Annotated in this window: 20 protein-coding genes and 1 tRNA gene; 4 read left to right on the forward strand and 17 right to left on the reverse strand. The window is 63.3% G+C overall.

What is annotated here, in order from left to right; genetic code table 11:
- Positions 1–84 precede the first annotated feature (84 nt).
- A complete protein-coding gene (locus G405_RS0103990) occupies positions 85–783 on the forward strand; it encodes a pirin family protein (protein ID WP_022700213.1) in 699 nt (232 codons plus the stop codon).
- Positions 784–871: 88 nt separating this feature from the next.
- Complete coding sequence (locus G405_RS14925; RefSeq protein WP_156861348.1) at positions 872–1,090, forward strand: hypothetical protein; 219 nt, start codon at positions 872–874, stop codon at positions 1,088–1,090.
- Here G405_RS14925 and queE read toward each other — a convergent pair.
- Positions 1,087–1,716 carry a 7-carboxy-7-deazaguanine synthase gene (queE, locus tag G405_RS0104000; protein ID WP_022700215.1) on the reverse strand — a complete coding sequence of 210 codons (630 nt, stop codon included), beginning with the start codon at positions 1,714–1,716 and terminating at the stop codon, positions 1,087–1,089. The genes G405_RS14925 and queE overlap by 4 nt on opposite strands.
- Positions 1,713–2,435 carry a 7-cyano-7-deazaguanine synthase QueC gene (gene queC, locus G405_RS0104005; protein ID WP_022700216.1) on the reverse strand — a complete coding sequence of 241 codons (723 nt, stop codon included), beginning with the start codon at positions 2,433–2,435 and terminating at the stop codon, positions 1,713–1,715. Before queC ends, queE begins: the two co-directional genes overlap by 4 nt.
- A 48-nt stretch (positions 2,436–2,483) precedes the next feature.
- On the opposite strand from queC, the gene cutA reads away from it, so the two are divergent.
- Positions 2,484–2,819, forward strand: coding sequence for a divalent-cation tolerance protein CutA (gene cutA, locus G405_RS0104010; protein ID WP_022700217.1), 336 nt, complete (start codon positions 2,484–2,486; stop codon positions 2,817–2,819).
- Between the two features lie 16 nt (positions 2,820–2,835).
- Here the strand turns inward: cutA and G405_RS0104015 are convergent, their stop codons facing one another.
- Positions 2,836–4,683, reverse strand: coding sequence for an ATP-binding response regulator (locus tag G405_RS0104015; RefSeq protein WP_022700218.1), 1,848 nt, complete (start codon positions 4,681–4,683; stop codon positions 2,836–2,838).
- 127 nt (positions 4,684–4,810) lie between these two features.
- Between G405_RS0104015 and G405_RS0104020 the strand changes: the two genes are divergently transcribed.
- Complete coding sequence (locus tag G405_RS0104020) at positions 4,811–5,380, forward strand: DUF3299 domain-containing protein (RefSeq protein ID WP_022700219.1); 570 nt, start codon at positions 4,811–4,813, stop codon at positions 5,378–5,380.
- An 11-nt stretch (positions 5,381–5,391) separates the two neighbouring features.
- Here the strand turns inward: G405_RS0104020 and G405_RS0104025 are convergent, their stop codons facing one another.
- The 14 genes from G405_RS0104025 to G405_RS0104090 all read right to left on the reverse strand — a co-directional run bounded on the left by G405_RS0104025 (position 5,392) and on the right by G405_RS0104090 (position 22,040).
- Positions 5,392–6,060 carry a hypothetical protein gene (locus G405_RS0104025; protein WP_022700220.1) on the reverse strand — a complete coding sequence of 223 codons (669 nt, stop codon included), beginning with the start codon at positions 6,058–6,060 and terminating at the stop codon, positions 5,392–5,394.
- A 26-nt stretch (positions 6,061–6,086) separates the two neighbouring features.
- Positions 6,087–7,493 (reverse strand): peptidoglycan-binding protein, encoded by a 1,407-nt coding sequence (locus G405_RS0104030; protein ID WP_022700221.1) that lies wholly within the window; start codon positions 7,491–7,493, stop codon positions 6,087–6,089.
- Positions 7,490–7,969, reverse strand: coding sequence for a hypothetical protein (locus G405_RS0104035; protein ID WP_022700222.1), 480 nt, complete (start codon positions 7,967–7,969; stop codon positions 7,490–7,492). The genes G405_RS0104030 and G405_RS0104035 overlap by 4 nt, the downstream gene beginning before the upstream one ends.
- Before the next feature lie 109 nt (positions 7,970–8,078).
- Positions 8,079–11,363 carry an efflux RND transporter permease subunit gene (locus G405_RS0104040; RefSeq protein ID WP_022700223.1) on the reverse strand — a complete coding sequence of 1,095 codons (3,285 nt, stop codon included), beginning with the start codon at positions 11,361–11,363 and terminating at the stop codon, positions 8,079–8,081.
- The gene (locus G405_RS0104045) at positions 11,360–12,358 is read right to left on the reverse strand and encodes an efflux RND transporter periplasmic adaptor subunit (protein WP_022700224.1); all 999 of its coding nucleotides are present in this window, start codon (positions 12,356–12,358) and stop codon (positions 11,360–11,362) included. Before G405_RS0104045 ends, G405_RS0104040 begins: the two co-directional genes overlap by 4 nt.
- Positions 12,359–12,557: 199 nt before the next feature.
- A tRNA-Met gene (locus G405_RS0104050) sits at positions 12,558–12,634 on the reverse strand.
- Between the two features lie 107 nt (positions 12,635–12,741).
- On the reverse strand, positions 12,742–14,781 hold the full coding sequence (locus tag G405_RS0104055; protein ID WP_028284516.1) for a methyl-accepting chemotaxis protein: 2,040 nt from the start codon (positions 14,779–14,781) through the stop codon (positions 12,742–12,744).
- An 84-nt stretch (positions 14,782–14,865) separates the two neighbouring features.
- Entirely contained in the window at positions 14,866–15,195 is a 330-nt protein-coding gene (locus G405_RS0104060; RefSeq protein WP_022700225.1) for an energy transducer TonB, read from the reverse strand.
- A 172-nt stretch (positions 15,196–15,367) separates the two neighbouring features.
- Positions 15,368–16,333, reverse strand: a complete 966-nt coding sequence (locus tag G405_RS0104065) for a cation diffusion facilitator family transporter (RefSeq protein WP_022700226.1) — start codon at positions 16,331–16,333, stop codon at positions 15,368–15,370.
- 55 nt (positions 16,334–16,388) lie between these two features.
- Positions 16,389–17,807 (reverse strand): dihydrolipoyl dehydrogenase, encoded by a 1,419-nt coding sequence (gene lpdA / locus G405_RS0104070; RefSeq protein ID WP_022700227.1) that lies wholly within the window; start codon positions 17,805–17,807, stop codon positions 16,389–16,391.
- A 149-nt stretch (positions 17,808–17,956) separates the two neighbouring features.
- Positions 17,957–19,054, reverse strand: a complete 1,098-nt coding sequence (locus G405_RS0104075; protein WP_022700228.1) for a serine hydrolase domain-containing protein — start codon at positions 19,052–19,054, stop codon at positions 17,957–17,959.
- 42 nt (positions 19,055–19,096) lie between these two features.
- Positions 19,097–19,717, reverse strand: coding sequence for a TetR/AcrR family transcriptional regulator (locus G405_RS16350; protein WP_022700229.1), 621 nt, complete (start codon positions 19,715–19,717; stop codon positions 19,097–19,099).
- Positions 19,717–20,178 (reverse strand): DUF4442 domain-containing protein, encoded by a 462-nt coding sequence (locus tag G405_RS0104085; RefSeq protein WP_022700230.1) that lies wholly within the window; start codon positions 20,176–20,178, stop codon positions 19,717–19,719. The genes G405_RS16350 and G405_RS0104085 overlap by 1 nt, the downstream gene beginning before the upstream one ends.
- 545 nt (positions 20,179–20,723) lie before the next feature.
- On the reverse strand, positions 20,724–22,040 hold the full coding sequence (locus G405_RS0104090; protein WP_022700231.1) for a dihydrolipoamide acetyltransferase family protein: 1,317 nt from the start codon (positions 22,038–22,040) through the stop codon (positions 20,724–20,726).

Below are 22,040 nucleotides of genomic sequence, written 5' to 3' on the forward strand. Positions count from 1 at the left end.
ACTCACCGTCCACCCCTCCCATTAATCCGAGCGTCTTCAGCCGCTATCTGTGTCTCCAACACGAGCGAGCTAAGGAGGTTCGTCATGATTGATGTTCGATATTTCGAGGATCTGGGCGCATTCCGGATCGACTGGCTGAACGCGAAACACCATTTCAGCTTCGGCTCCTACCACAATCCCAAGCGGATGGGCTGGGGCGCGCTGCGGGTCTGGAACGATGATGAGATCCAACCCGGCACGGGCTTTCCCCCGCATCCTCACGCAGAGATGGAGATCATAACCTATGTGCGTGACGGCGCGATCACCCACCAGGACAGCCTGGGCAATAAGGGCCGTACGGTGGCGGGCGATGTTCAGGTGATGAGCGCGGGCAAAGGCATTCGCCACGCCGAGTACAATCAGGAAAACGAGCTGACCCGGATCTTCCAGATCTGGATCATGCCCGATGAACGCGGCGGCGAGCCCTATTGGGACAGCCGCAGCTTTCCCAAGAATGACCGGGCGGGCGAGCTGGTGGTGCTGGCCTCAGGCCGCAAGGGCGATGACGGCGCCCTGCCCATCCGCGCCGATGCGCGGGTTCTGGGCGGCACGCTGAATGCCGGCCAGTCCGCGACCTATGCGCTGGAGCCGGGCCGTCACGCCTATCTGGCGCTCGCCAAGGGCGCGGTGACGGTCAATGACGAAACCCTGGGCCCGCGCGACGGCGCCGCGATCGTCGATGAGCCGAGCATCGAGATCAAAGCGATCGAAGACGCCGAAATCGTACTGGTGGACTCGTTGTGACGCTCGCGTTCACCCGACCTTAAGCGCCGCAGGGCCAGACTAAGAACCGGCGGAGCCCACTGCTCCGCCGGTTTTTTTGGAGCCGACCATGACGCGCTATGGCCTGATGATGATCGCCGCCGCCGGCCTGATGCTGACGCCCGGATGCATCGTGGTGCAAACCGCCGATCTCGCGGTGGGCGCAACCGGCGCCGTGGTGGGAACCGCCGGCAAGGTGGTGGGCGGCGCGGTGGACATCGTCACGCCCGGAAAGACCGCCCCTGAGGACAAGTTCATCACCGAGCTTTGCGAGCAGACGCCCGCCTAGGGCACGTTGATCCATTTATGCGTCTGCAGGCTGAGCATCCATTTGGGATGTTTCAGACAATATTCGAACGCCGCTTGCGCGTTTTCCGCCTGCCTTGGTCCATCCATGGGCTGAAGCCGCAATTGCCTGAAATCGAGATGCTCGAACAGCTCGGGCATGGCTTCGGGCTGGGGATAGACGAGCTTGAGTTCGTCACCTGAGGTTTGTTTCAGAGGAGCGGTGGATTTGGGGCTGACGCACACCCAGTCGATGCCTTCTGGCGCCTCGATGGTGCCGTTCGTCTCCACCGCAATCTTGAACCCGGCCTTGTGCAGAGCGTCGATCAGGGGAGCGTCGAGCTGCAACAGCGGTTCGCCGCCCGTACAGACCACATAGGGCTCGCCCCCGCCCGGCCACAGGCTGGCGACGGCTTCAGCCAGCACCTCGGGCGTTTTGAACTTGCCGCCATTCACCCCGTCCACGCCCACAAAATCGGTGTCGCAGAACTGGCAGATGGCGCTGGCGCGATCCCGTTCCAGCCCGCTCCACAGATTACAGCCTGCAAAGCGCAGGAACACCGCTGGACGGCCCGTCTGGCCGCCCTCGCCCTGCACGGTCAGGAACATTTCCTTGACGGAATAGGTCATTCGCCTGTCGCGCCTTCGCGCCATCGAGTCCAGCCTGTCTTGCGCAGATCGCAGGCCGGGCAATCATCACAGCCATAGCCCCAGTCATGACGCTGGCCGCGTTCGCCGCGATAACAGGTATGGCTGTGCTCAACGATGAGATCGACGAGCGCGTCTCCACCCAGCTCATGGGCGAGCGCCCAGGTCTGGGCCTTGTCCAGATGCATCAGCGGGGTCTCAACCAGTGTCGGCCGATCAAGCCCGAGCCCCAGCGCTTTCGCCTGGGTCTGGATCGTGTCTTCGCGGCAGTCGGGATAACCCGAATAATCGGTCTGGCACATGCCGCCCACCAGCACGTCGATGCCGCGCCGATAGGCGAGCGCGGCGGCGACGGTGAGGAAGACGAGATTGCGCCCCGGCACGAAGGTTGAGGGCAGGCCCGCCTCGGTCATGACGATTTCCATGTCCGCGGTCAGCGCGCTTTCCGCGAGCGCGCCATACCCTGACAAATCCACAAGCCTGTCCTCGCCCAGCCGGTCCGCCCAGTGCGGAAAGGCATCGAGCATGGCCTCGCGCACCTTTTGCCGTGCGGTCAGCTCCACATCATGGCGCTGGCCATAGTCAAAGCCGATCGTCTCCACCCGCTCAAACCGGCTGAGCGCCCAGGCGAGGCAGGTGGCGGAATCCTGTCCGCCGGAAAACAGCACCAGAGCCGCGTTTGAAGAAGAGCGTATATCCATGTAGCCAGTATATCTTGCTTATGAGCCGCGCCTGCAAGGATCACATCCATGCCCGACACCGCCCCCACGATCTGCCTGCTGTACACGACCTGGCCGGATGAAGAGAGCGTGACGCGCGCAGCGCACCGATTACTCGAGCAAGGCCTGATCGCCTGCGCGAATATTCTGGGCGGGAGCCAGTCCATCTATCGCTGGGAAGGCGAGGTGCAGAGCGAGCGTGAAATCATCGCTCTGTTCAAGACTTCAAGCGCCTCTGCGCGTCAGGCCCGGGCGGAGATCAGCGCGCTGCACCCGTATGACGAACCCTGCATTCTGGCGCTCGACGTGAACAGCGCACTCAGCGCGGAAAGCTTTCAGACCTGGGTTGTTGAGCAGACGTCCTGACCCTTCGCTTGCGCGGTCAGGCGATCCGGTAGAGCTGGGCGTTGGCGATCGGATCGTTGGCGAGCGCTTGTTTAAGCCCCTCCATCAGCACCTCAGCGGTGACCGGTGAGCGTATCAGCGTCTCCATCGCATTCACCCGCAGCGCCGCATCCAGACCTTCCACCAGACGCAGCACCGGCGTCATCGCGGCTGTAGAGGGCAAGGCGCGCACGTCAGCAGCGGCGTCTTCAGGGGCCGTGTCCGTCAGCTCATGGCCCAGAATGACCGCGTCATAGGCCGAAGCGCTCAGCGCATCCAAAAGCTCCGAGCCATTGCTGGAACAGGTGACCACGCAATTGAATGATTTGAGATAGCCCAGCAGCACAGACCGCAATGCGGGTTCACTTTCACCGACCAGGACACGCAAGCGACGGCTGGACACAGACATCTGTTCGCCATCGGCGAAACGATCCGCTTTTGCGGAGTGACGCAGCTTCACCTCGAACCAGAAAATCGAGCCAGTCCCGTCTTTGGCGGGCGCATACCCCACATCGCCGTGCATCATCTCAGCGAGTTTACGCACCAGATGCAGCCCCAGTCCGGTGCCGGCCTGTTTGATGTTTGGGTCAATGGTGTCGCGTCCCATGGCGATGAACAGCTGCTCTCGAGAACTCTCGGGCACGCCGGATCCCGTATCGCAGACCTCAACACGCAATGAAGAGCTCGCATTGCTGGCCTCACCGGCGCTCAGCCGGATCGTCACGCCACCGGAATCGGTGAAGCGGATCGCATTGCCGGTCAGAATCCTGCACATATGCATGAGGCGACCGCCATCAGCGCGCAGCGTGCGCTCGGCATCGCCTTCAAGCTCAATGTTCAGATCAAGTTTCTTGGCCAAAGCGTGCGGCTTGTGTTCACGACGCAGACGGTCAGCGAGATCGCTGGCCGTGAGGTCCTCGACCACCAGCTCCATACGGCCCGCATCAATGCGCGACACCTCGAGAACGGTATTGATCAGGCCTTCAAGGTTTTCACCGCTCTCAAGAAGCCCGGAGACCATCAGGGCCTGCTCATCGGTCAATGAGGTCTTGTTGAGCAACTGAGCCATGCCGAGAACGCCGTTGAGCGGCGAGCGCAGTTCGTGACCCATATTAGCGAGCATGACCGCGCTTGCGCGCGCCGTTTCTTCCGCCTTGCGAGCCGCCTGATCATTATGTTCGGCGAGCCGAGCCAGAGCCGCGGCCTGTTCAAGGGTTTTCGTGTTGGCGCTTTCCAGAGCGACGGTTGCGGCGACCGATTCCTTCAAGGTCTCGGCATATGTCTTGGCCAGCATGGTGATGCCGGCCAGGAAGCCAAGCAGCATCATGGCGCCGAACGAGCCGATCAAAGGATCAACGTTGATCAGCGACACCGCCCATAATCCAAGCGCCGGACCTGCGTAAGACAGAATGACCCGTCGTTCGCCCGCAGAGGTCAGAACGGCGCCCGCAGCCATGCCTGCGATCACAAGGCCAACGGTCTGGGCGACCAGAGACGGCGCTGCGTTTGACAGGATGAGCGGCGTCATCCCCCACGCCACACCGACCACGCCGGACAAGGCGATATACAGATACATCTCGGCGTCATTCGGCGCACGATCCGCCTTGCGCGCCCGCAACATGGCTGAAAAGCGCAAGATCGGGCCGATGCACAGTACGGCCAGCCAGGGCCAGAACACGACCGGCGCCACATAAGGATGGATGATCGCTGTCAGCAGCAGCGCATTGACGATGTTCAGCGGGACAGCGCGGAGTGCGCCTTTGGACACCAGCTCATACTGCGCCTGTCTGGCGCGTTGCGCGATATCGTGTGTTTGAATGTCGTCCGCCGGGTTAAATTGACCCATCAAGCCACCTCCAGGACCGCTTCTCGCGGCTCTTAGGTATGTTTATGACAGGAAGTTCTTAAAACTGCGTGCATTTCGCTCTGACAGTTCTTGAGACGCCAATGCCGTTTACTGGAGCCTTGCCCTTATGCTGCGCATATCTGGTCTGAGTCTGCTCACCCTTCTCGCCCTCACCGCTTGCGGCGCAGAGCCCACAGAACGTGTCGAGAGCGTTTCGGGATTGGTGGCGGTTGACCCCAATGCTGAAGCAGAACTTCTGGTGTGGCGTGATTTGCTGCCGGATTCAGACCTGGAAGCGCTGGAGGCGCTCACCGAAGGCCGCGCCGACCCGTCCTTGATGAGTCAGCTGGGAGAGCAAAGCACCATTGAGGGCCAGATCGGCACCTTCAATATTGTCGAAGACCTGGATGGACTCGTGGTCAGGATGCCCGGCTATATCCTGCCCCTCGATTTCTCCGAGAACGGGTCAGCGCAAGAATTCCTGCTGCTGCCCTATCACGGCGCATGCGTGCATGTCCCGCCGCCGCCGCCCAATCAGATCGTGTATTTGCGCGCGCTGGAGCCCGTCCGTTTCGACAGCCTGTGGGAGCCGGTCTGGGTGGAAGGCCGCATGGAGATCGAACGCGTGGACACCGACCTCGCCGCCACCGCCTATTCCATGGTGGTGCGTTCGGTCGAACCCTATCAGGTGCGCTAGACCGCTCTAGCCTAGTGCTGGCGGTCGCAAGCGTCCGTCGTGAACAGGTCCGCGATCACCCCCTCGCAATCGCGATCCCGGCGCGGTCGAGCATGACGGCGGTCATAGCGATCCCGGCCGTGCGCGCCATGATGGCGCGCCGGCGCCGCAATATCTGCGCGGATCTCCGCCAGGGATAGCGACACGTCCGTGAAGCGATCCTGCGCCCGCTCCCACGAATTCAGCGAGGCCACGCAATCGCGCTCCTCGTAATCGCGCTGGTGCATGCAAGCGGAATAGGCGCGGCAGGATCCGGCCGCGAAGCGATAGGCGGCGTCCAGATCCAGCTCGAAGGCGCGCAGCATTTCTGTGCGCTCGGTTTGCGGTCCTGACGGCGGTTGGTCCACGCGAAGCGTGCCTTCACGGTCCTCCCAGCGCTCGTTCACATCCCCGCCAGAGGCATAGCCCGTAATCAGAAGCGCGCGCGCGGTCTCGATGCGCTCATCACGCTGAGCGCGCAGGGACTCCACTTCGCAGACCTGCATGGCGGTATCGAGCGCGATGGCGTCCGCCGTGGCCTCCACCGGCGCGCTGGCCGGCGGGTAATACGGGTCCACCGGCGGGATGTAACCAGGCTCGGTCGTGCAGCCTGCGAGCGCGGCGGCGCTGATCAGCACGCTGAGTAAGATTGAATTGCGCATCAGTCCTGTCCTCTTGATCTCGCCGGTCATCGGCTCGCATTGGCGTCCAGGCATCCGGCGTCAGCCGGCGGAACGCGGGCGCGCATGGCGTTGCGCAAAATTTCCATCGCCCGGGCGCCCCGGCCGGGCTCGGACATGGCTTCTTCTTCGATTTCTTCGCGGATCCGGGCCCACCGCACATGTGCGTTCGGCGCGCTCGACAGTTCGGGCGTTGAACGGAAACGCCGGGCCAGGCCATGACCCAGTTCAGCCGCATCGCGCAGATAAGCGTCAGCGCGTTCCGGGTTCTCAACGATGGCGCACAAGCGATACGAGCCGAACACGGCCCCCGTGCCGTAAATGACCGCCAGATTGAAATTGGCGTCCGCGTCGCCGCGCACAGCCGCCATCTCCAGCCATTCAAGCGCCAAGTCGGTATTCTGCACCACCCCAAGCCCCACGGCATGCATGATGCCCAGAACGTTCTGAACGCCGGGATCGCGGGCGGTCTGGGCCGCATGACACATCAGCTGGGCGGTCTGGCGCGGCGTCAGCGACGCCGTTTCATCATAGCCAAGCTCACGCTGGAAGGCGCGCACGGCCCGGCGGGTCTCCGCCCCATAGGTTCCGTCGATCGATCCATTGTAATAGCCCAGCGCGGACAAGGCCGCCTGTCGCAGATTGAGCCCGATCACATCCGCCAGGCGGCTTTCAGGGTCACGCGCGATGCGCGCCAGGCTGTCCTGGGTCACCGGGCAGTCGACCAGATGCGCCTGCAGACGACGTTGCGCCAGGATCGAGGATTGCGCGCCGAAGGGGCGTCCCCAGGCGACGGACCGGTTCCAGAAGCGCATGGCCGCTTCGCGCGATTCCGGCATGTGCGGGCGTCCGCCCGCCTGCTCGCAGCCAAAATCGATCAGCGAGGAAAAACTGTCGCCGCAATCAAGCTCCAGCGTGGTCAGCTCGGCATCCCCGCGCAGCAGCCAATACCGGGCCGCTTCGCTATAAACCCGCGCCGCGACCGGTCTCGGCACGCACTCCGCGGCGCCGTCCACGCAGACCAGGCTCGCATTCGTCTCGCCGGTGTCAGGGTCTGCTGTCTCAAGATGATACGTCCAGGGTTCGGACGGAAACGCGTCGCGCTGACGCGGGAACCAGCTGCGGTTCGGGTTCAGCCAGCTGCTGGAGCCTTGATAGACCGGCGGCTGGTATCCGGGCGCGCGTCCTCCGAGCGGCGTCCAGCGCCCTTGCTGGCGCGAGGCTTCGGACAAGGTGCGCGGTTGCCAGTCATCGTCTGAAGCGGGACGCGCCATGCGGTCATCGTTTTCTTCGGAATCAGACTGAAAGTCGAAGAGGGACTGCCGGGCGGCGCTCTCAGAAACGAGAAAAGCCGCCGTCACGCCCGCCAGGGCCAGCCCCAGGGCCAGCGTCACAAGTATGGAGAAGCGGTTCATGATCCCTCGCCCCAGCCGCGTTGGGTTTCACCGAACGGGCGCTCTTGCGTCTGCGGGGCGTAGGCCGGATCCGCGTCCAGATCATTCTGATAATAATCATACCGGGGCGGCTCACAGACCGGGACGCCGCAAATGTCAGACGCGTCAACACAGACCCGCGCGTCGCGTCCGGTCAGGGTGTTTTGCGCCAGCCGTCCGTCAAAATAGCGCCGACGATAGGCGTCACGCTCCAGCTCGCGCACATAGCTTTGATAGCCGTAGCGCGAGAGCTGAACGCTCAGCACGCCCGAGAAACACCGGCAATTATTGTCGCCATAAGTGTCGATGCAGGCCGCATAGATGGGCTCGCTCTCTTCACCGCCGCGCATGATGTCACTCATGCGCCAGCCGCCATAGACGAGCAATCCAATCAGGATCAGGCCCGCCAGGGCCCAGACCCATCCCAGTCCGTATGAGAATTGATCTCGTTCGTGCATGTGCGCCTGTCCCGCCTCGTCCAAGCGTTTACCCCCTGTTAAGGTTAACGTACGCTTAGGACGCCTGCCCGGCAACCAGAACGGATCAAGTTTCGGTGAGTTCCCCTTTTTATTCCTCGGCGTGCGCTTTTCCCACATCACTGCGGTAGGGCGTGTCGGGATCCTTGAAGACCACATAGACCGCCGGGATCACCAGCAGGGTCAGAAGGGTCGAGGACAACAGGCCGAACAGCAGCGAAATCGCCAGACCCTGGAAGATCGGGTCAAAAAGGATCACCGAGGCGCCCAGCATCGCCGCCAGGGCGGTCAGAAGGATCGGTTTGAAGCGAATCGCCCCTGCCCTCAGCACGGTCTCGCGCAGGGTTTCGTCCGGCTTGGCTTCATGGCGAATGAAATCCACCAGCAGAATCGAGTTCCGTACGATAATCCCCGCCAGCGCGATAAAGCCGATCATCGAGGTCGCCGAGAACGGCGCCCCGAACAGGGCATGTCCGATCAGGATGCCGATCAGGGTCAGGGGAACAGGCGTCAGGATCACCAGCGGCGCCCGGAACGACCCGAACTGGGCCACAACCAGCACATAGATGCCCGCCAGCGCCACCATGAAGGCCGCGCCCATATCGCGGAAGGTCACATAGGTGATCTCCCACTCGCCATCCCACAGCAAGGTCGGCGCATCATCGCTGATCGGCTGACCGAACAGGCGGATGTCCGGACGCGGCAGGTCCTCGGGCCAGTCTTCGCCCTCAATCCGCTCGGCGACTGCGCCCATGCCGTAGATCGGCGCTTCATAGCGGCCCGCCAGCTCGCCCATCACCATGTCGGCGAAGCGGCCGTCCCGGCGATAGACCACCGGAGAGCCCTCCACTTCGCGCACGCTGACCACATCGCCGAGCTCGACCACGGTGCGATCGCCCGGCAGGAGATTGGCGGGGACGGGCGTGGAGAGCAGGCGTTCGGCCCAGATCCGTTCAGACCGGGGCAGATCAATCGTGATTTCGAGCGGATTGCGGCCATCGCCCTGCTGGGCGTAGCCCACTGCGCGGCCATCAAGCAGGATGCGCAGGGTGTCAAACACATCGCCCTGCTCCACCCCGTAAAATTCCAGATTGTCCTGATCGAGCACGATCTGGAGTCGCGGGCGCGGCTGACCAAAGCTGTCATCCACATCGACGATGAAGTCGACGTCCTCAAAGATGCGGCGCACTTCAGACGCCACGGCGCGGCGGGTCTCGCCATCGGGGCCGTAAATCTCGGCCAGCAAGGTCGCGAGCACCGGCGGCCCCGGTGGCGTTTCGGCCAGTTTGATCACTGTGCCGTCGGGCATGGGAATCGCGCTCAACAGCGCGCGCGCCTCAAGCGCGATGTCATGGCTCTGGCGGGTGCGGTGATGGCGGGAGGCCAGATTGACCTGAAGGTCGCCCTGCTCGGGATTGCTGCGGAAGAAATAGTGGCGCACCAGACCGTTGAAGTTGAACGGCGCAGACGCGCCGGCATAGGCCTGGATGGAGATCACTTCCTCGACGCCCGACAAAACGTCCGCCGCTTCGAATAGGACCCGTTCGGTGTCTTCAAGGCTCGCGCCCTCGGGCAGGTCCACGATCACCTGAAACTCGGATTTGTTGTCGAACGGCAGGAGCTTGACCGTGACGATCCCAAGCGGAATCGCCAGCATGACGACGAGCGTCAGAACCCCCGCGCTGATCAGGAACGCCCAGGCGCGGGCGCGGCTTTTCACCACCCAGCCCGCAATGGCGCGATAGCCGCGGCCCAGCCGGGTTTCAGAGTCTTCCACGTCATGACCATGCTCGCCGGCATTGCTGGCGATCTTCACCATCAGCCAGGGCGTGATGATCATCGCCACGAAGAAGGAGAAGATCATCGCCGCAGACGCGTTGATCGGGATCGGCGCCATATACGGCCCCATCAGCCCGGACACGAAGAGCATCGGCAAGAGCGCCGCCACCACGGTCAGGGTCGCGACGATGGTGGGATTGCCGACTTCGGCCACGGCCTCGACCGCGGCCCGGATCGGCGGTCGGCCATCCTTCATCGCCCAATGGCGGGCGATGTTTTCGATCACCACGATGGCGTCATCCACCAGAATGCCGATGGAGAAGATCAGCGCGAACAGGCTGACCCGGTTGATGGTGAAGCCAAGCGTATTGGAGGCGAATAGCGTCAGCAGGATGGTGGTGGGAATGACCACCAGCACCACGATGGATTCCCGCCAGCCCACCATCAGCGCGATCAGCACCACGATGGAGATCGTCGCGAGCCCCAGATGGAAGAACAGCTCATTGGCTTTTTCCGCCGCCGTCTCCCCGTAATTGCGGGTCACCTCGACGCGTACGCCGTCAGGGATCAGCGTGCCGCGCAGGGTCTCGACGGTCTCAAGCACCTGCTCGGCCACCACCACGGCGTTCGCGCCAGGGCGTTTGGCCAGCGCCAACGTCACCGCCGGGCTGCGCACCCAGTCACCGGTCGCGCCATGACCCACCTCGGCCTGGGCGTCTTCAGCATGAGCGTCGCCTTCGCGAGAGAGGGACCAGACGCGGTGATCAGAGGGCTCGGCCCCGATCACCACGTCCGCCACATCGCGGACATAGACGGGGCGTCCGTCACGCGTTGTCAGCAAGAGAAGACCGATAGAGACGGGATCGCGCAGGGTTTCCCCCACCAGCGTTTGCGCCACCGCGCCATTCTGAAACACGGGTCGCACCGGAAACGCCGAATTGGCCGCCCCGATCTTGCCCGCCAGCTGCTGCAAGGTGACGCCATAGAGCGCCAGACGCTCAGGATCAGGCTCGATGCGCACCTGATCGGAGCGGCCGCCAACGATGAAGCTCAAGCCGGAGCCGTCCACCGAGGTCAGCCGCGATTGCAGCTCTTCGGCCAGCGTCAGCAGCGACGCGTCCGTCCAGCGTTCGCCAAGCCCCGGTTCCGGGCTGAGCGTCAGGGTCAGGATCGGCACGTCATTGATGCCGCGCGCGATGATCAAGGGTTCGGGCACGCCCAGGGGCAGCTGATCGTAATGGCCGCGGATCTCCTCATGCACGCGCAGAACGGCCAGGTCCTCAGCCACGCCCACCTTGAAACGGGCGGTGACCAGAACCTGATCATCCATGGTGTTGGAATAGGTGTGCTCGACCTCGGCGATGCCGGAGATGATCGCTTCGAGCGGTTCGGTGATCAGCTCGACGGCGTCCGCCGCCGCCAGCCCGTCCGCGCGCACCATGATGTCGATCATGGGGACGGAGATTTGCGGCTCCTCCTCGCGCGGAATGGTCAACAGCGCGATCAGACCCAGGCCGAGTGCGGCCAGCAAAAACAGCGGGGTGAGCGGCGAACGGATAAAGCCGTTCGCCAGATGTCCAGACAGGCCCAGCTTCATGGCTGCACCAGCAGGTCGCCGGACTGCAGGCCGGACAGGATTTCAACGCGGGCCTCACCGTCCGGCCCGTCTTGCCGCCCGCCGCGCTGCACCACCACGTCATGGGGGTGGCCGGCGTCATCCAGCACGCTGACATAATCGAGCCCGTAGCGGGTCTCGATCAGCGCGGCGGGAATGACGATGCCGCGCCGGGCGTCGGTGCTCACAAGCACGCGCACACGCTCGCCCACAAAGAAATCGCCAAGACCCTCAACCATTGCGTCCGCCGTCACCCGGCCCGCTTCGATACGCGGATAGACCTGGCGGATCGTGCCGGTCGCGGCCAGGCCGTCTTCGGTCAACGCCCCGCCCGCCAGCTGGACCGGATCGCCTTCCCGGACAAAACGGGCATGGCGTTCGGGCAGGGACAGCCGCAGCACATAAAGATCGGTGGCGATCTCGGCGATCTGCTCGCCCGGCATCACCACGCTGCCCGCCGTCACCGGGACCGACAGCACCACGCCCGTCGCGGGCGCCAGCACATCGCCCTCGCGCGAACGCTGGACGGTCACCGCGCGTTGCTGGCGCGCGGAGGCCACCTGATTTTCAAACACCTCGACCTGGGTGCGCGCCGCTTCCAGCCGCGCTTCAGCCACAAGGCCGCGATCATACAGGCGCTGATCGCGCGCCAGATCGGCCCGCGCTTGCTCCAGCTGAGCGGTGACCGCCGCCAATTGCGCATTCAAAGACCCGATCTGGGGCGCGATCTGGTTGTCCACGACCACCGCGATCACCTCGCCGGCCTCGACCCGGTCGCCCTCGTCGATCCGCAATTCTCCGATGGTACCGGACAAACGCGCGCGCGCCATGGTCACGTCCACGCTCTGCACGGTGGCGAAGACCGCCTTCTGATCAGTGATTTCGGTCTCGGAAACCTGATAGGGCTCATCTTGCGCCCAACTCGCAGCTGGGGTCAGACCCAGCGCAAGACATCCCAAAGCCAGCCAGCGGATCATGCAGTCTCTCCCTGTGCGCGAGCGCGGGAGGCCTCCCGCCGCGCTGAACACTTATCAAAATAGATAAGTGTGAGAGACTTGTCACCGCCCCGCGCTGCTCTGCCGCACCTGGGGGTGTGAGACTGAAGCGGCAGGACCCTGAAACGCATAAAAACGTCCCGATGGGACGTTGGTGCAACTTGATAAAGAGGAAAAGAAGTGGTGGCGGGGGGGAGACTTGAACTCCCGACCTCACGATTATGAGTCGTGCGCTCTAACCAGCTGAGCTACCCAGCCAAACCGTATGTTCGCAACTGGGTCGGCTGCGAACCGGAGGGAGGCGTATAACCGCGCGCGGGCCGCCTTGCAAGGGGCCCGCGCTGATGCGGCGTCACATAAATCAGTTAGGCCGCACGGACCGAGGAGAGGAACTCGCCGACCGCTTTGCGCAGGCCGGTGGATTCTTCGGTCAGGGCGTGGCTGGCGGCGTTCACCTGGGCGGCGCACTGGCCGGTTTCAGAGGCGGCGGCGTCCACCTGGCCGATGGATTCAGACACTTCGCGGGTGCCCGACGCGGCTTCGTGGGCGGCGCGGGTGATCTCGGACGCCGCAGCGCGCTGCTCTTCCATGGCGGCCGCGATGGCGGCGGAGATATTGTTCATCTCAGAGATCACTTCGCCGATATTCTCGATAGCGCCCACAGTCTTGGTGGTCGCGCCCTGAATGCCGGAAATCTGGTCGGAGATGGATTTGGTCGCATTGGCGGTTTGTTCAGCCAGGGTTTTCACCTCGCTGGCCACGACCGCAAAGCCCTTGCCGGCTTCACCGGCGCGCGCGGCCTCGATCGTGGCGTTCAGCGCCAGGAGGTTCGTCTGCTCGGCGATGCCTTCGATCAGGTTGACGATATCGCCGATCCGGGCGGCGGCTTCATCCAGCTGAGCCACGTCCGTATTGGTCGCTTGCACACGGTTGGCGGCGTCCTGGGCGATCTCGGTGGAGCGCGAGATCTGCTGGGCGATCTCGGCGATCGAGCCGGTCATCTCTTCGGCGGCGGCGGCCACAGTGTCCACGTTTTCAGCGGCGCGGCTGCCCGACGAATTCACACGTGCGGTGGTTTCGCCAGCGCTGCGTGAGGAATGATCGAGCGCGGTCGCAGCGCTTTCCATTTCTTCCGCGGCGGTGCCGACGGCGTCCAGCGCGCGGCGCGAGACATCGTCGAACTGGGCCACCAGCTCCTCGATCTTCTTGGCGCGGGCTTCGCGGGCGATCCGCTCGGCTTCGCTTTCCTGTTCCAGACGCTGACGCTCGACGGCGTTCTGGCGGAAGACGGCGACGGCCTTGGCCATCTCGCCAATCTCGTCCTTGGAGTCGTCTTCGATCTCATTGCCCAGATCGCCCTTGGCGAGGGTCGCCATGGCGCGAGCGATGCGGGTCAGACGATCCAGCAGATTGCGCGAGACGTAGAAGTAACCCACGGCTCCGCCGACCGCGACGGAGAGGATGGCGAACACCCACATCAGCGCCGAACCGAACGCCATGGCGTTCAGACCGGCATTGCTGGCGGCGTCTTGCTCATTGAGCGCGCCTTCGCGGGTGGCGGTGACCAGCTCGGCGAGCGCGGCGTCCATGATGCGTGCGTCTTCAACCAGCATTTCGGTCTCGGCGATCATCTCAAGCTCGGTCTCGCGCAGGCTGAACATGCCTTGCGGGCCTTCTGCATAGGCCAGAAGCGTATCCACGGCGTCCCGCAGCTCGGGCGTCGCCACATCGCCAAGGATGGCCATGTTGATGCTGAGATCATCGGCGGCGATATAAAAGTCGTCCTGAATGCTGGTGACTTCACTGGCGCTGCTCGCCGTGCTCAGCTCGGCGAACCGCGCGGCGGCCAGATTGACCGACATGGAAGAGCGCAAAAGCGTTTCGATCACGCCCTCATCGCTGGTTTCATCCAGCGCGCCTTCGAGCATTTCTGACACGGCCGCGCGTTGACGCAGCACGTCGCGCATGGCGCGTTCGCGCGCTGCGCTGGCTTCAAGCTTGGCGCCGACCGGGCCGGACGCGTCATTCACTGACGCGCTCAATCCGTTCAACGCTTCGCTCAGCGCATTGGCGTTCTCTGTGCTCAGCCCCGCCTGGCGCAGGGCGTCGATCGCGGCGCTCGCTTCTTGCGTCAGCGCATCCAGCCGCGAGGCGGAAACTTGTTGGTCGATGGTGTCGCGCGAGCGTGAGAACGCCGCCAGTTCACCGGTCAGGGCGCCGGACGCTGCTTCCAGCCGCTGAGCGGCGGCCGCGCGAGGCGCAGATTCTTCAACAATGGCGTCGAGCGCATTCTTGGAGCTGGAGAATGCAAACAAGCCCGCAGCGCTCGTCGCCAGAGTAATAACAATCACTGCAGCAAAAGCGGCCAGCAGGCGTGTCTGGACGGAATGGATCGAGATCGCCATCTATCAGCCCCAATTAAGGTTAACTCGGTAATGCGCAAAAAAACGGCGCAGTCAGAGATTGACTGCGCCGCCTTTACAAATGGTTTAGTCGCCGAAGTTGAAGTCGAAACGACGCTCGACACCTTCAGCGCCCGGGCCGGTAGCGTACTGCCAGCCTTCAAGAGCGCGCATCACGGAGCGCTCGAACACGCCAGCGGGGGTCGCTTCGACCACTTCCACATCAGACACGGCGCCGTCAGCGGAGACGTTGTAGCGCACGACCACATGGCCTTCGATCTCGCGGCGCTGAGCAGCGCGCGGAAATTCCGGGGCCTCGGCCTGAACCAGTTCCGGCTCCTGGAACGCATAAGCGGGGGCTGCGCCCAGACCAGCGATCAGAGACACGGCAGCGAAAACACCAGCAAACTTTTTCATAGTCACACCCAAACCTAGCAAAAGGGTCCTCGTTTTGAGGCCCGTTGACTTCCCAAAACGTCGTCATCTGAGCGTGTTGTCCGCTCTTCCGACAATCGACAGGCATGTTTGTGACAGAAAGGGCTGAATCTTCGTTTAAAGGGTATGACTAACAATCGGTAAAATTGCGCGCCTAGAGCGTCTGGTCCGCGCAGGGACCTGTCTCCACTTCTACTGTGGCGTGGGTCAGCCGGTACTCTTCCGCCAGGCGGGCCTTGAGCTGGAGCACGATCCGGGCCGCGTCAGCATCCGACTCAATTCGCGCATGAAGTGTGGCCATGGGACGGTCCGGCGTCAGCGACCAGACATGGACGTGATGAATATCGAGCACGCCCGGCGTCGAGGCCATCAGGTCAGCCCGCAGCGCTTCAGGGTCGATATGGTCCGGCGCGGCCTCCAGAAGAACCCGGCCTGCATCTCGCACCAGCCGCCAGGCGGACACGCCGATCAGCCCCGCGATCAGCAAGGACAGAAGCGGATCAATGGGCGTCCAGCCCGTCCACCAGATCACGCCCGCCGCAATGATCGCTGCGACCGATCCCAGAAGATCTCCCATCACATGGGCCAGCGCGCCGCGAATATTGAGGTTGTTCGTATCCGCGCCATGCAAGACCGCGAAGGCGGCGATATTGACCACAAGGCCCAGCACCGCGATCACCGCCATGCCGGTCGCCTCGATCTCATTGGGATCAAACAGGCGCATCACCGCCTCGCAGACGATCCAGACCACCAGGATCGACAGCGTCACCCCGTTGGCGAACGCCGCCAGGATCTGCATACGGTCATAGCCGTAAGAGCGCTTTGACGTGGCGGGACGGCGCGACAGACGGAACGCGCCCCAGGCCAGCAGCAGCGCGGCGAAGTCCGTCAGCATGTGCGCCGCGTCGGCGAGCAGCGCCAGAGACCCGGTCAGCAGCCCGCCGATCACCTCGGCCAGCATGAAGCCGCCGGTCAGCGCCGCCGCAATCAGCGTGCGCGTCTCGTTGCGTCCATCAACAGGATGCGCGTGAGAATGCCCGTGGCCATGATGGTGGTCATGGCCGTCATGCTCAGGGTTGTGATGATGCGGGGCGTGGGAAGGGTTGGGTTCGTCGGTCATCACTGTCCCCTACCCGCTTTGGCGGGCGGGGAAAAGCGATGACATAACGTTTCGGCTAGGCCGAGATGTGGATGGGGTGACCCAGCGCGGTCAGCACGCCTTCGGCGAAGCCCTCGGTCAGGGTCGGGTGCACGTGAATGGTGCCGGCCACGTCTTCCAGCGTCGCGCCCATCTCCAGCGCCAGGGCGAACTCGCCCGACAGTTCAGAGACGTGCTTGCCGACCGCGTGAATGCCCAGGATCACATGATCGCTCTCGCGGGCGGTGACGCGTACAAAACCGCCATCCGCGCCGCCTTCCATGGTCAGCGCCCGGCCCGAAGCCGCCAGCGGGAACTTGCCGGTGATGACGCTCTCGCCTTTGGCTTTTGCTTCATCCGGCGTCAGGCCCACGCCGACGAGTTCGGGTTCGGTGAAGCACACCGCCGCGACGGAGACCGGGTCATAGGCGCGCTTGTGACCGGCGATGATCTCGGCGACCAGCTCGCCCTGCTTGGTGGCCTTGTGCGCCAGCAGCGGCTCACCCACCAAGTCGCCAATGGCGTACACGCCGCGCATGGCGGTGCGGCACTGATGGTCGATCTTCACGAACGGGCCGTCCATATCGAGGCCCATATTTTCAAGACCCCAGCCTTCCGTCACCGGCTTGCGGCCCACGGCGACAAGAATTTTGTCGGCTTCGATACGCTGGGTCTCGCCCTTGGCGTCCTCAAATTCGAGGCAGGTCTTGCCCCCCTCCTCGACCGCGCCCTTGGCCTTGCAGCCAGTGTGCAGCGCGACCTTGTTCTTTTTCAGCCACATCTGGACCGGACGGATCATTTCCTTGTCATAGCTGGGCAGGACCGTGTCCGCGGCTTCCACCACAGCAACCTCTGAACCCATCTTGCGGAAGGCGATGCCCAGCTCGAGGCCGATATAGCCCCCGCCCACGACGACCAGTTTTTCCGGGCGCTCGGTCAGCTCCAGCGCCTCGGTCGAGCCGATAACGTTTCCACCAAACGTCATGAAGGGGAGCTCGGTCTCTTTGGAGCCCGTGGCGAGGATGACGTTCTCCGCCGTGATCTCGACGGTTTCGCCGTCTTCCATCTCGACGAGGCAGGTCTTGGCGTTCTTGAAGGTGGCCCAGCCGGAAATCGCTTCGACCTTGGCCGCCTTGATGAGCTGGCCGACGCCTTTGGTGAGCTTTGAGACGATGCCGTCCTTCCACGCCGTCACGCCCGCCATGTCCAGGGTCGGGTCAGAGACCTTCAGCCCCATCTCATCCTTCTGGGCGTGATGGACCATCTCCTCATATTTGGAGGCGGCGTGGATAAACGCCTTCGAAGGGATGCAGCCCCGGTTCAGGCAGGTGCCGCCCAGGCCGTGCTTGTCCACGATGATGGTGTCGAGACCCAGCTGGCCCGCACGGATCGCAGCGGGATAGCCGCCCGGACCGCCGCCGACGACGAGAACCTGACATGTTTTCGACTGGGCCATGCGTAAAACTCCTGCTGGGTCCGAGAGGGATTTGGCTGAGGTTTAGACGCTTGGCGCGCAACAAAAAAGGGGCAGGCTGAAACCCGCCCCGTCTTCATAAAAAGGTCCGGACAGATTAGCGCGCCTTGTCTGCGCCCATGCTTTTTGGATCAGGGCGTCTCAGCGCCAATCCCATAGGCGGCGAAGAAAGCCTGGACCAGATCAGAGCGGTCGACTTCCGACCGGTCCGCGCGGTTGCCCCACCACAGGCTTTCGGTGTTGGCGAAGGCGATCAGGGTCAACCCGCGATCGGGCACTTTCAGATAGATCGCGGAATAGGCGTCTGGTTGCCAGCCCGAATGAAAGACCAGACGCTCGCCGTTATACTCCTGCAAGAACCAGCCATGGGCGTACTCAGACGGCGTGCCGTCGGCATTGTTTGGCGGAGTCCACAGCGCCTCGCGTTGCTCAGCGGTCAAGAGCGCGCCGTCATCCAGCGCCCGGTCAAACCGCCCCAGATCGAGCGGCGTCATATAAAGCCCGGCCGCGCCACGGAAGTCGTCGTCAGGAAAAGGCTGTTTGACCAGGCGTTCTCCGTCAAACTCGAAGGGCGGCGCCAGATGGCTCAGCACATGAAAGTTCTGCATGTCGCGCCAGCCCGCCATGGTGTCGGTCATCTCAAGCGGGTCGATCACATAGCCGCGCACAAGCGACCGGAAATCGCGATCATGCACCTCGTCCACGAAGCGTCCCAACCGCGCGAAGACCAGTGCATTGTAATAAAAATCAGTTCCGGGCTCGCCATTGACCTGCATGTTCACGACCTGACGCAGGGTATGCCCCTGACAGGTGAAGTCCGGGAACATCACCCCGTCCACATCACCGCCGGCGAGCGGAATGTCGGACTCAGGGAACCATTCGCACAGACCGCGCCAGTCCTCGGCGTCCGACATGGGACGGTCGAGATCAATCTCGCCCGCCTGATCGGCGAGAAACAGCGTGGTTCCGGTGATGGTCTTGGTCACGGACGCAACGAAATAGGCGGTGTCGGCGTCAGTCGCGACCTCACCCTCGTCATCCGACCACCCAAGATAGGCTTCAACTTCTGGCTCTCCGTCCCGCAAGACCAGAACCGAGAGGCTGGGAATATGATGACTGCGCCGGTACTCCGCCAGTCCACCTTCAAAGGTCTCGGCGGGCGTTTGAGCTTGCGCCAGGGCGCCGGTCAGGATCGCGAGGCTTGCAGCCCAGGCAGTCCGTTTCATCATCACCGTCCTCCTATTTGGAGAAAGCCTATCAGAGACATCGCCTTACCGGTGTGAATTCGGCGTAAGCCGCAACAGCTGCCCTTCCAGAACACCGGCCACCTGATCAGAGACGAACTGCCTGAGATTCTCGGCGCTGCGCGGCGCCAGCGACGCGCTTGAGGCGAGACTGCAAAGACCATAGGCCGCCCCGAGCGCCGCGAAGGCCAGATCGCGCGCGTCGGTCTCGCGTTCTCCACGCTCCACTCCCAGCGCCAGACGCGCCCAGACCATCAGCTGATCAAGCTCGGCCTTCACCGCCTCGCCCAGCGCGGCATGGGCGTCCATCTCCTGACGGGACCGGGTCAGCATCAATGCGTGCAGATGCGGCCGGTCGAGCGCGAAATGGACATAGACCTCAAAAGCGGTCTGCAGCGGGCTCGATGAGTCGACGCACCCGGAAAGCTGGATGCTGAGAAGCTGGCGATAGCCCTCGCCCGCCACTGCGGCGAGGACGGCGTCCCGGTCAGGATAGTGGCGGTAGAGCGCGCGATGATCGACGCCCACCGCTTTCGCCAACGCCCGCATGGTCAGCGCGTCCACACCGTCCTGCTCGATCATCTCAAGCGCAGCCCGGGTCGCCGTCTCGCGCACATCGCCATGATGATATTTGCGCGCCTTCGCCATCAGCCCGTTTTCTTGACGTGCCAGTTCACCACCATTTCTGCGACGGTCACATCCTCGGCGTCTGTGATGGCGACATTGATGTCGAACACCACCTTGCCGGCCTCCTCCAATTCCTTCCGGATCGTCTCGGCGTCTGAATTGGCGACCGCTGTGGCCGTCAGATCGGTCTTGCCGGTCTTGAGGTATTTGATGCTCGCGTCCGCCGCGACGGGCCGCGCCGCCAGCAACTGATCGCCCAGCACGCCGCCCAGCGCCGCGCCCGAGGCCGCGCCCGAGGCCGCCTCACCCAGGGTGAACATGGCGCCCGCATGCATGGTCTGGATGTGGTTCTCCACTTCGGGGCGCTTGGCCAGACGCGCCACGCCGCGTTCGGGCGAGACCTCCACCAGCTCGACGCCCGTCACCGTCGCGAACGGCACCGACTTGTCCATATGATCGCGGATCATCTCGTAAATCGACATCAAACCCTCCTAATGTCACCAGTGGTGACATTAGGAGGCGTGAGTGCGAACGGCAAGGAAAAGTTGGGCGGACTGATTTCTCCTCTCCCCCTCGTCCAAGGGAAGAGCGACGCACGACTAAGTCGGGGTTATTCCTGCAGCCGACCTGTTTTTATGGGTCCCTGGGTCAAGCCCCAGGACCGAGAGGAAGAAGCCTCAACATTTCGGCCTTCGGACTTGATCCGGAGGCCCATGCGGCTCCTTTCCTCTCCATTGTCATTCGCCGGTTTATCCCGCGAACCCATGCCGTGACCTGTGATCTAACCAACCGGCATGGATTCCCCGCATGAAGCGGGGGATGACAGGTTTGAGGAACGCGTTGGTCACACAGAACCCGTCATCCCGGCCCTGCGCCGGGATCTGGTGACAGCGTCTCTGTGATCAGAACAGAGCGTTTCCGCCAGATCCCGGATCGCTTCGCGTCCGGGGTGACAGACATTTGATTGCTCGCAAACAAAAAGCCCGGCGCGAGGGCCGGGCTTTGAGCTTTTGGACGGGGCTGAACCCTACTCCATGAACAGGGTCGCGGGGTTTTCCAGATACCCCTTCATCTCCTGCACCAGCAGGGCGGCTTCATAACCGTCCACGATGCGGTGATCGAAGCTTGAGGACAGGTTCATGATCTTGCGCGGCACGACGCGGCCTTCCGCATCATAGCGCGGCAGGGTCTGCATCTTGTTCACGCCGATAATAGCGGTCTCGGGATGGTTGATCACCGGGGTGGTGACGATGCCGCCGATGGCGCCCAGAGACGTGATGGTGATGGTGGAGCCGGTCAGCTCGTCCTTGGTGGCCTTGCCAGCCTTGGCGGCGTCGCCCAGACGCTTGGTCTCGGCGGCGACCTCCCAGATGTCCAGGCTTTCCGCGTGCTTGATCACCGGCACCATCAGGCCGTTGGGCGTGGCGGCGGCGATGCCGCAATGAATGCCGTCATGCTGGGTCAGCAACGAGCCGTCGGTGTCGAAATGCGCGTTCGCTTGCGGGAATTTCGGCAGGGATTTGGTCAGCGCCATCACCAGGAAGGGGATGATGGTCAGCTTGGTCTGATCGTCTGACTTCTTCGCATTCATGTGCGCGCGAAGGTCTTCGAGCGCGGTCAGGTCAATCTCGTCCACATAGGTGATGTGCGGAATGGTGCGCTTGGCGTGCGCCATGTTCTCGGCGATCTTTCGGCGCAGGCCGATGACCTTGATGTCTTCCTTGCCGGTGCGCGGCGCCTTGCCTGCGCCAGATCCGCCCGCTTTCGAGATAAGACGGCCGCCCGCAGCGATGAAGTCGTCGAGATCACCGTGAGTGACCCGGCCCGCGGGTCCCGTGCCCGGCACATGGGCGAGGTCGATATCAGCTTCGAGGGCGCGTTGACGCACCGCCGGGCTCGCCAACGGGCGCTCGCCGTTGGAGCGTACAGGCGCGGCGGTTTTCGCCGGGGCCGCCGCAGCCGGGGTCGGTTTCGGCTCGGGCTTGGGGTCCGGCTTCGGCTCGGGCTTGGGCTCCGCTTTCGGCGCGTCAGCCTTGGGCTCTTCTTTCTGAGCCTCCTTGGTCTCGGGCTCAGCCGTGTTCTCGACATCGTCGGGGATTTCGCCGTCCACATCAATGATCAGGATTTCGGTGCCCACCGGGATCACTTCACCCGGCTCGCCGACGATGGATTTCACCACACCGTTCACCGCGCACGGAATTTCGACCGTAGCCTTGTCGGTCATCACATCCAGAATGTGCTGGTCTTCAGTGACCTTGTCGCCGGCCTTGATGTGCCATTCGACGATTTCCGCCTCAACGACGCCTTCGCCCACATCGGGGAGCTTGTATTTATATTCGCTCAT

The organism is Oceanicaulis alexandrii DSM 11625, from assembly GCF_000420265.1.
GTDB lineage: Bacteria > Pseudomonadota > Alphaproteobacteria > Caulobacterales > Maricaulaceae > Oceanicaulis > Oceanicaulis alexandrii.

Excerpts from the sequence above, each read along its gene's own strand:
- queE (WP_022700215.1), bottom strand. The coding sequence starts at position 1,716 with ATGACCTATTCCGTCAAGGAAATGTTCCTGACCGTGCAGGGCGAGGGC.
- G405_RS0104090 (WP_022700231.1), bottom strand. The coding sequence starts at position 22,040 with ATGAGCGAATATAAATACAAGCTCCCCGATGTGGGCGAAGGCGTCGTT.
- cutA (WP_022700217.1), top strand. The coding sequence starts at position 2,484 with ATGCCCGACACCGCCCCCACGATCTGCCTGCTGTACACGACCTGGCCG.
- G405_RS0104015 (WP_022700218.1), bottom strand. The coding sequence starts at position 4,683 with ATGGGTCAATTTAACCCGGCGGACGACATTCAAACACACGATATCGCG.
- G405_RS0104045 (WP_022700224.1), bottom strand. The coding sequence starts at position 12,358 with ATGATCCGCTGGCTGGCTTTGGGATGTCTTGCGCTGGGTCTGACCCCA.
- G405_RS0104055 (WP_028284516.1), bottom strand. The coding sequence starts at position 14,781 with ATGGCGATCTCGATCCATTCCGTCCAGACACGCCTGCTGGCCGCTTTT.
- G405_RS0104085 (WP_022700230.1), bottom strand. The coding sequence starts at position 20,178 with ATGTCGATTTACGAGATGATCCGCGATCATATGGACAAGTCGGTGCCG.
- G405_RS0104030 (WP_022700221.1), bottom strand. The coding sequence starts at position 7,493 with ATGAACCGCTTCTCCATACTTGTGACGCTGGCCCTGGGGCTGGCCCTG.
- G405_RS0104060 (WP_022700225.1), bottom strand. The coding sequence starts at position 15,195 with ATGAAAAAGTTTGCTGGTGTTTTCGCTGCCGTGTCTCTGATCGCTGGT.
- G405_RS0104075 (WP_022700228.1), bottom strand. The coding sequence starts at position 19,054 with ATGATGAAACGGACTGCCTGGGCTGCAAGCCTCGCGATCCTGACCGGC.
- G405_RS16350 (WP_022700229.1), bottom strand. The coding sequence starts at position 19,717 with ATGGCGAAGGCGCGCAAATATCATCATGGCGATGTGCGCGAGACGGCG.
- G405_RS0104035 (WP_022700222.1), bottom strand. The coding sequence starts at position 7,969 with ATGCACGAACGAGATCAATTCTCATACGGACTGGGATGGGTCTGGGCC.
- G405_RS0104020 (WP_022700219.1), top strand. The coding sequence starts at position 4,811 with ATGCTGCGCATATCTGGTCTGAGTCTGCTCACCCTTCTCGCCCTCACC.
- lpdA (WP_022700227.1), bottom strand. The coding sequence starts at position 17,807 with ATGGCCCAGTCGAAAACATGTCAGGTTCTCGTCGTCGGCGGCGGTCCG.
- G405_RS0104025 (WP_022700220.1), bottom strand. The coding sequence starts at position 6,060 with ATGCGCAATTCAATCTTACTCAGCGTGCTGATCAGCGCCGCCGCGCTC.
- G405_RS0104065 (WP_022700226.1), bottom strand. The coding sequence starts at position 16,333 with ATGACCGACGAACCCAACCCTTCCCACGCCCCGCATCATCACAACCCT.
- queC (WP_022700216.1), bottom strand. The coding sequence starts at position 2,435 with ATGGATATACGCTCTTCTTCAAACGCGGCTCTGGTGCTGTTTTCCGGC.
- G405_RS0103990 (WP_022700213.1), top strand. The coding sequence starts at position 85 with ATGATTGATGTTCGATATTTCGAGGATCTGGGCGCATTCCGGATCGAC.
- G405_RS14925 (WP_156861348.1), top strand. The coding sequence starts at position 872 with ATGACGCGCTATGGCCTGATGATGATCGCCGCCGCCGGCCTGATGCTG.
- G405_RS0104040 (WP_022700223.1), bottom strand. The coding sequence starts at position 11,363 with ATGAAGCTGGGCCTGTCTGGACATCTGGCGAACGGCTTTATCCGTTCG.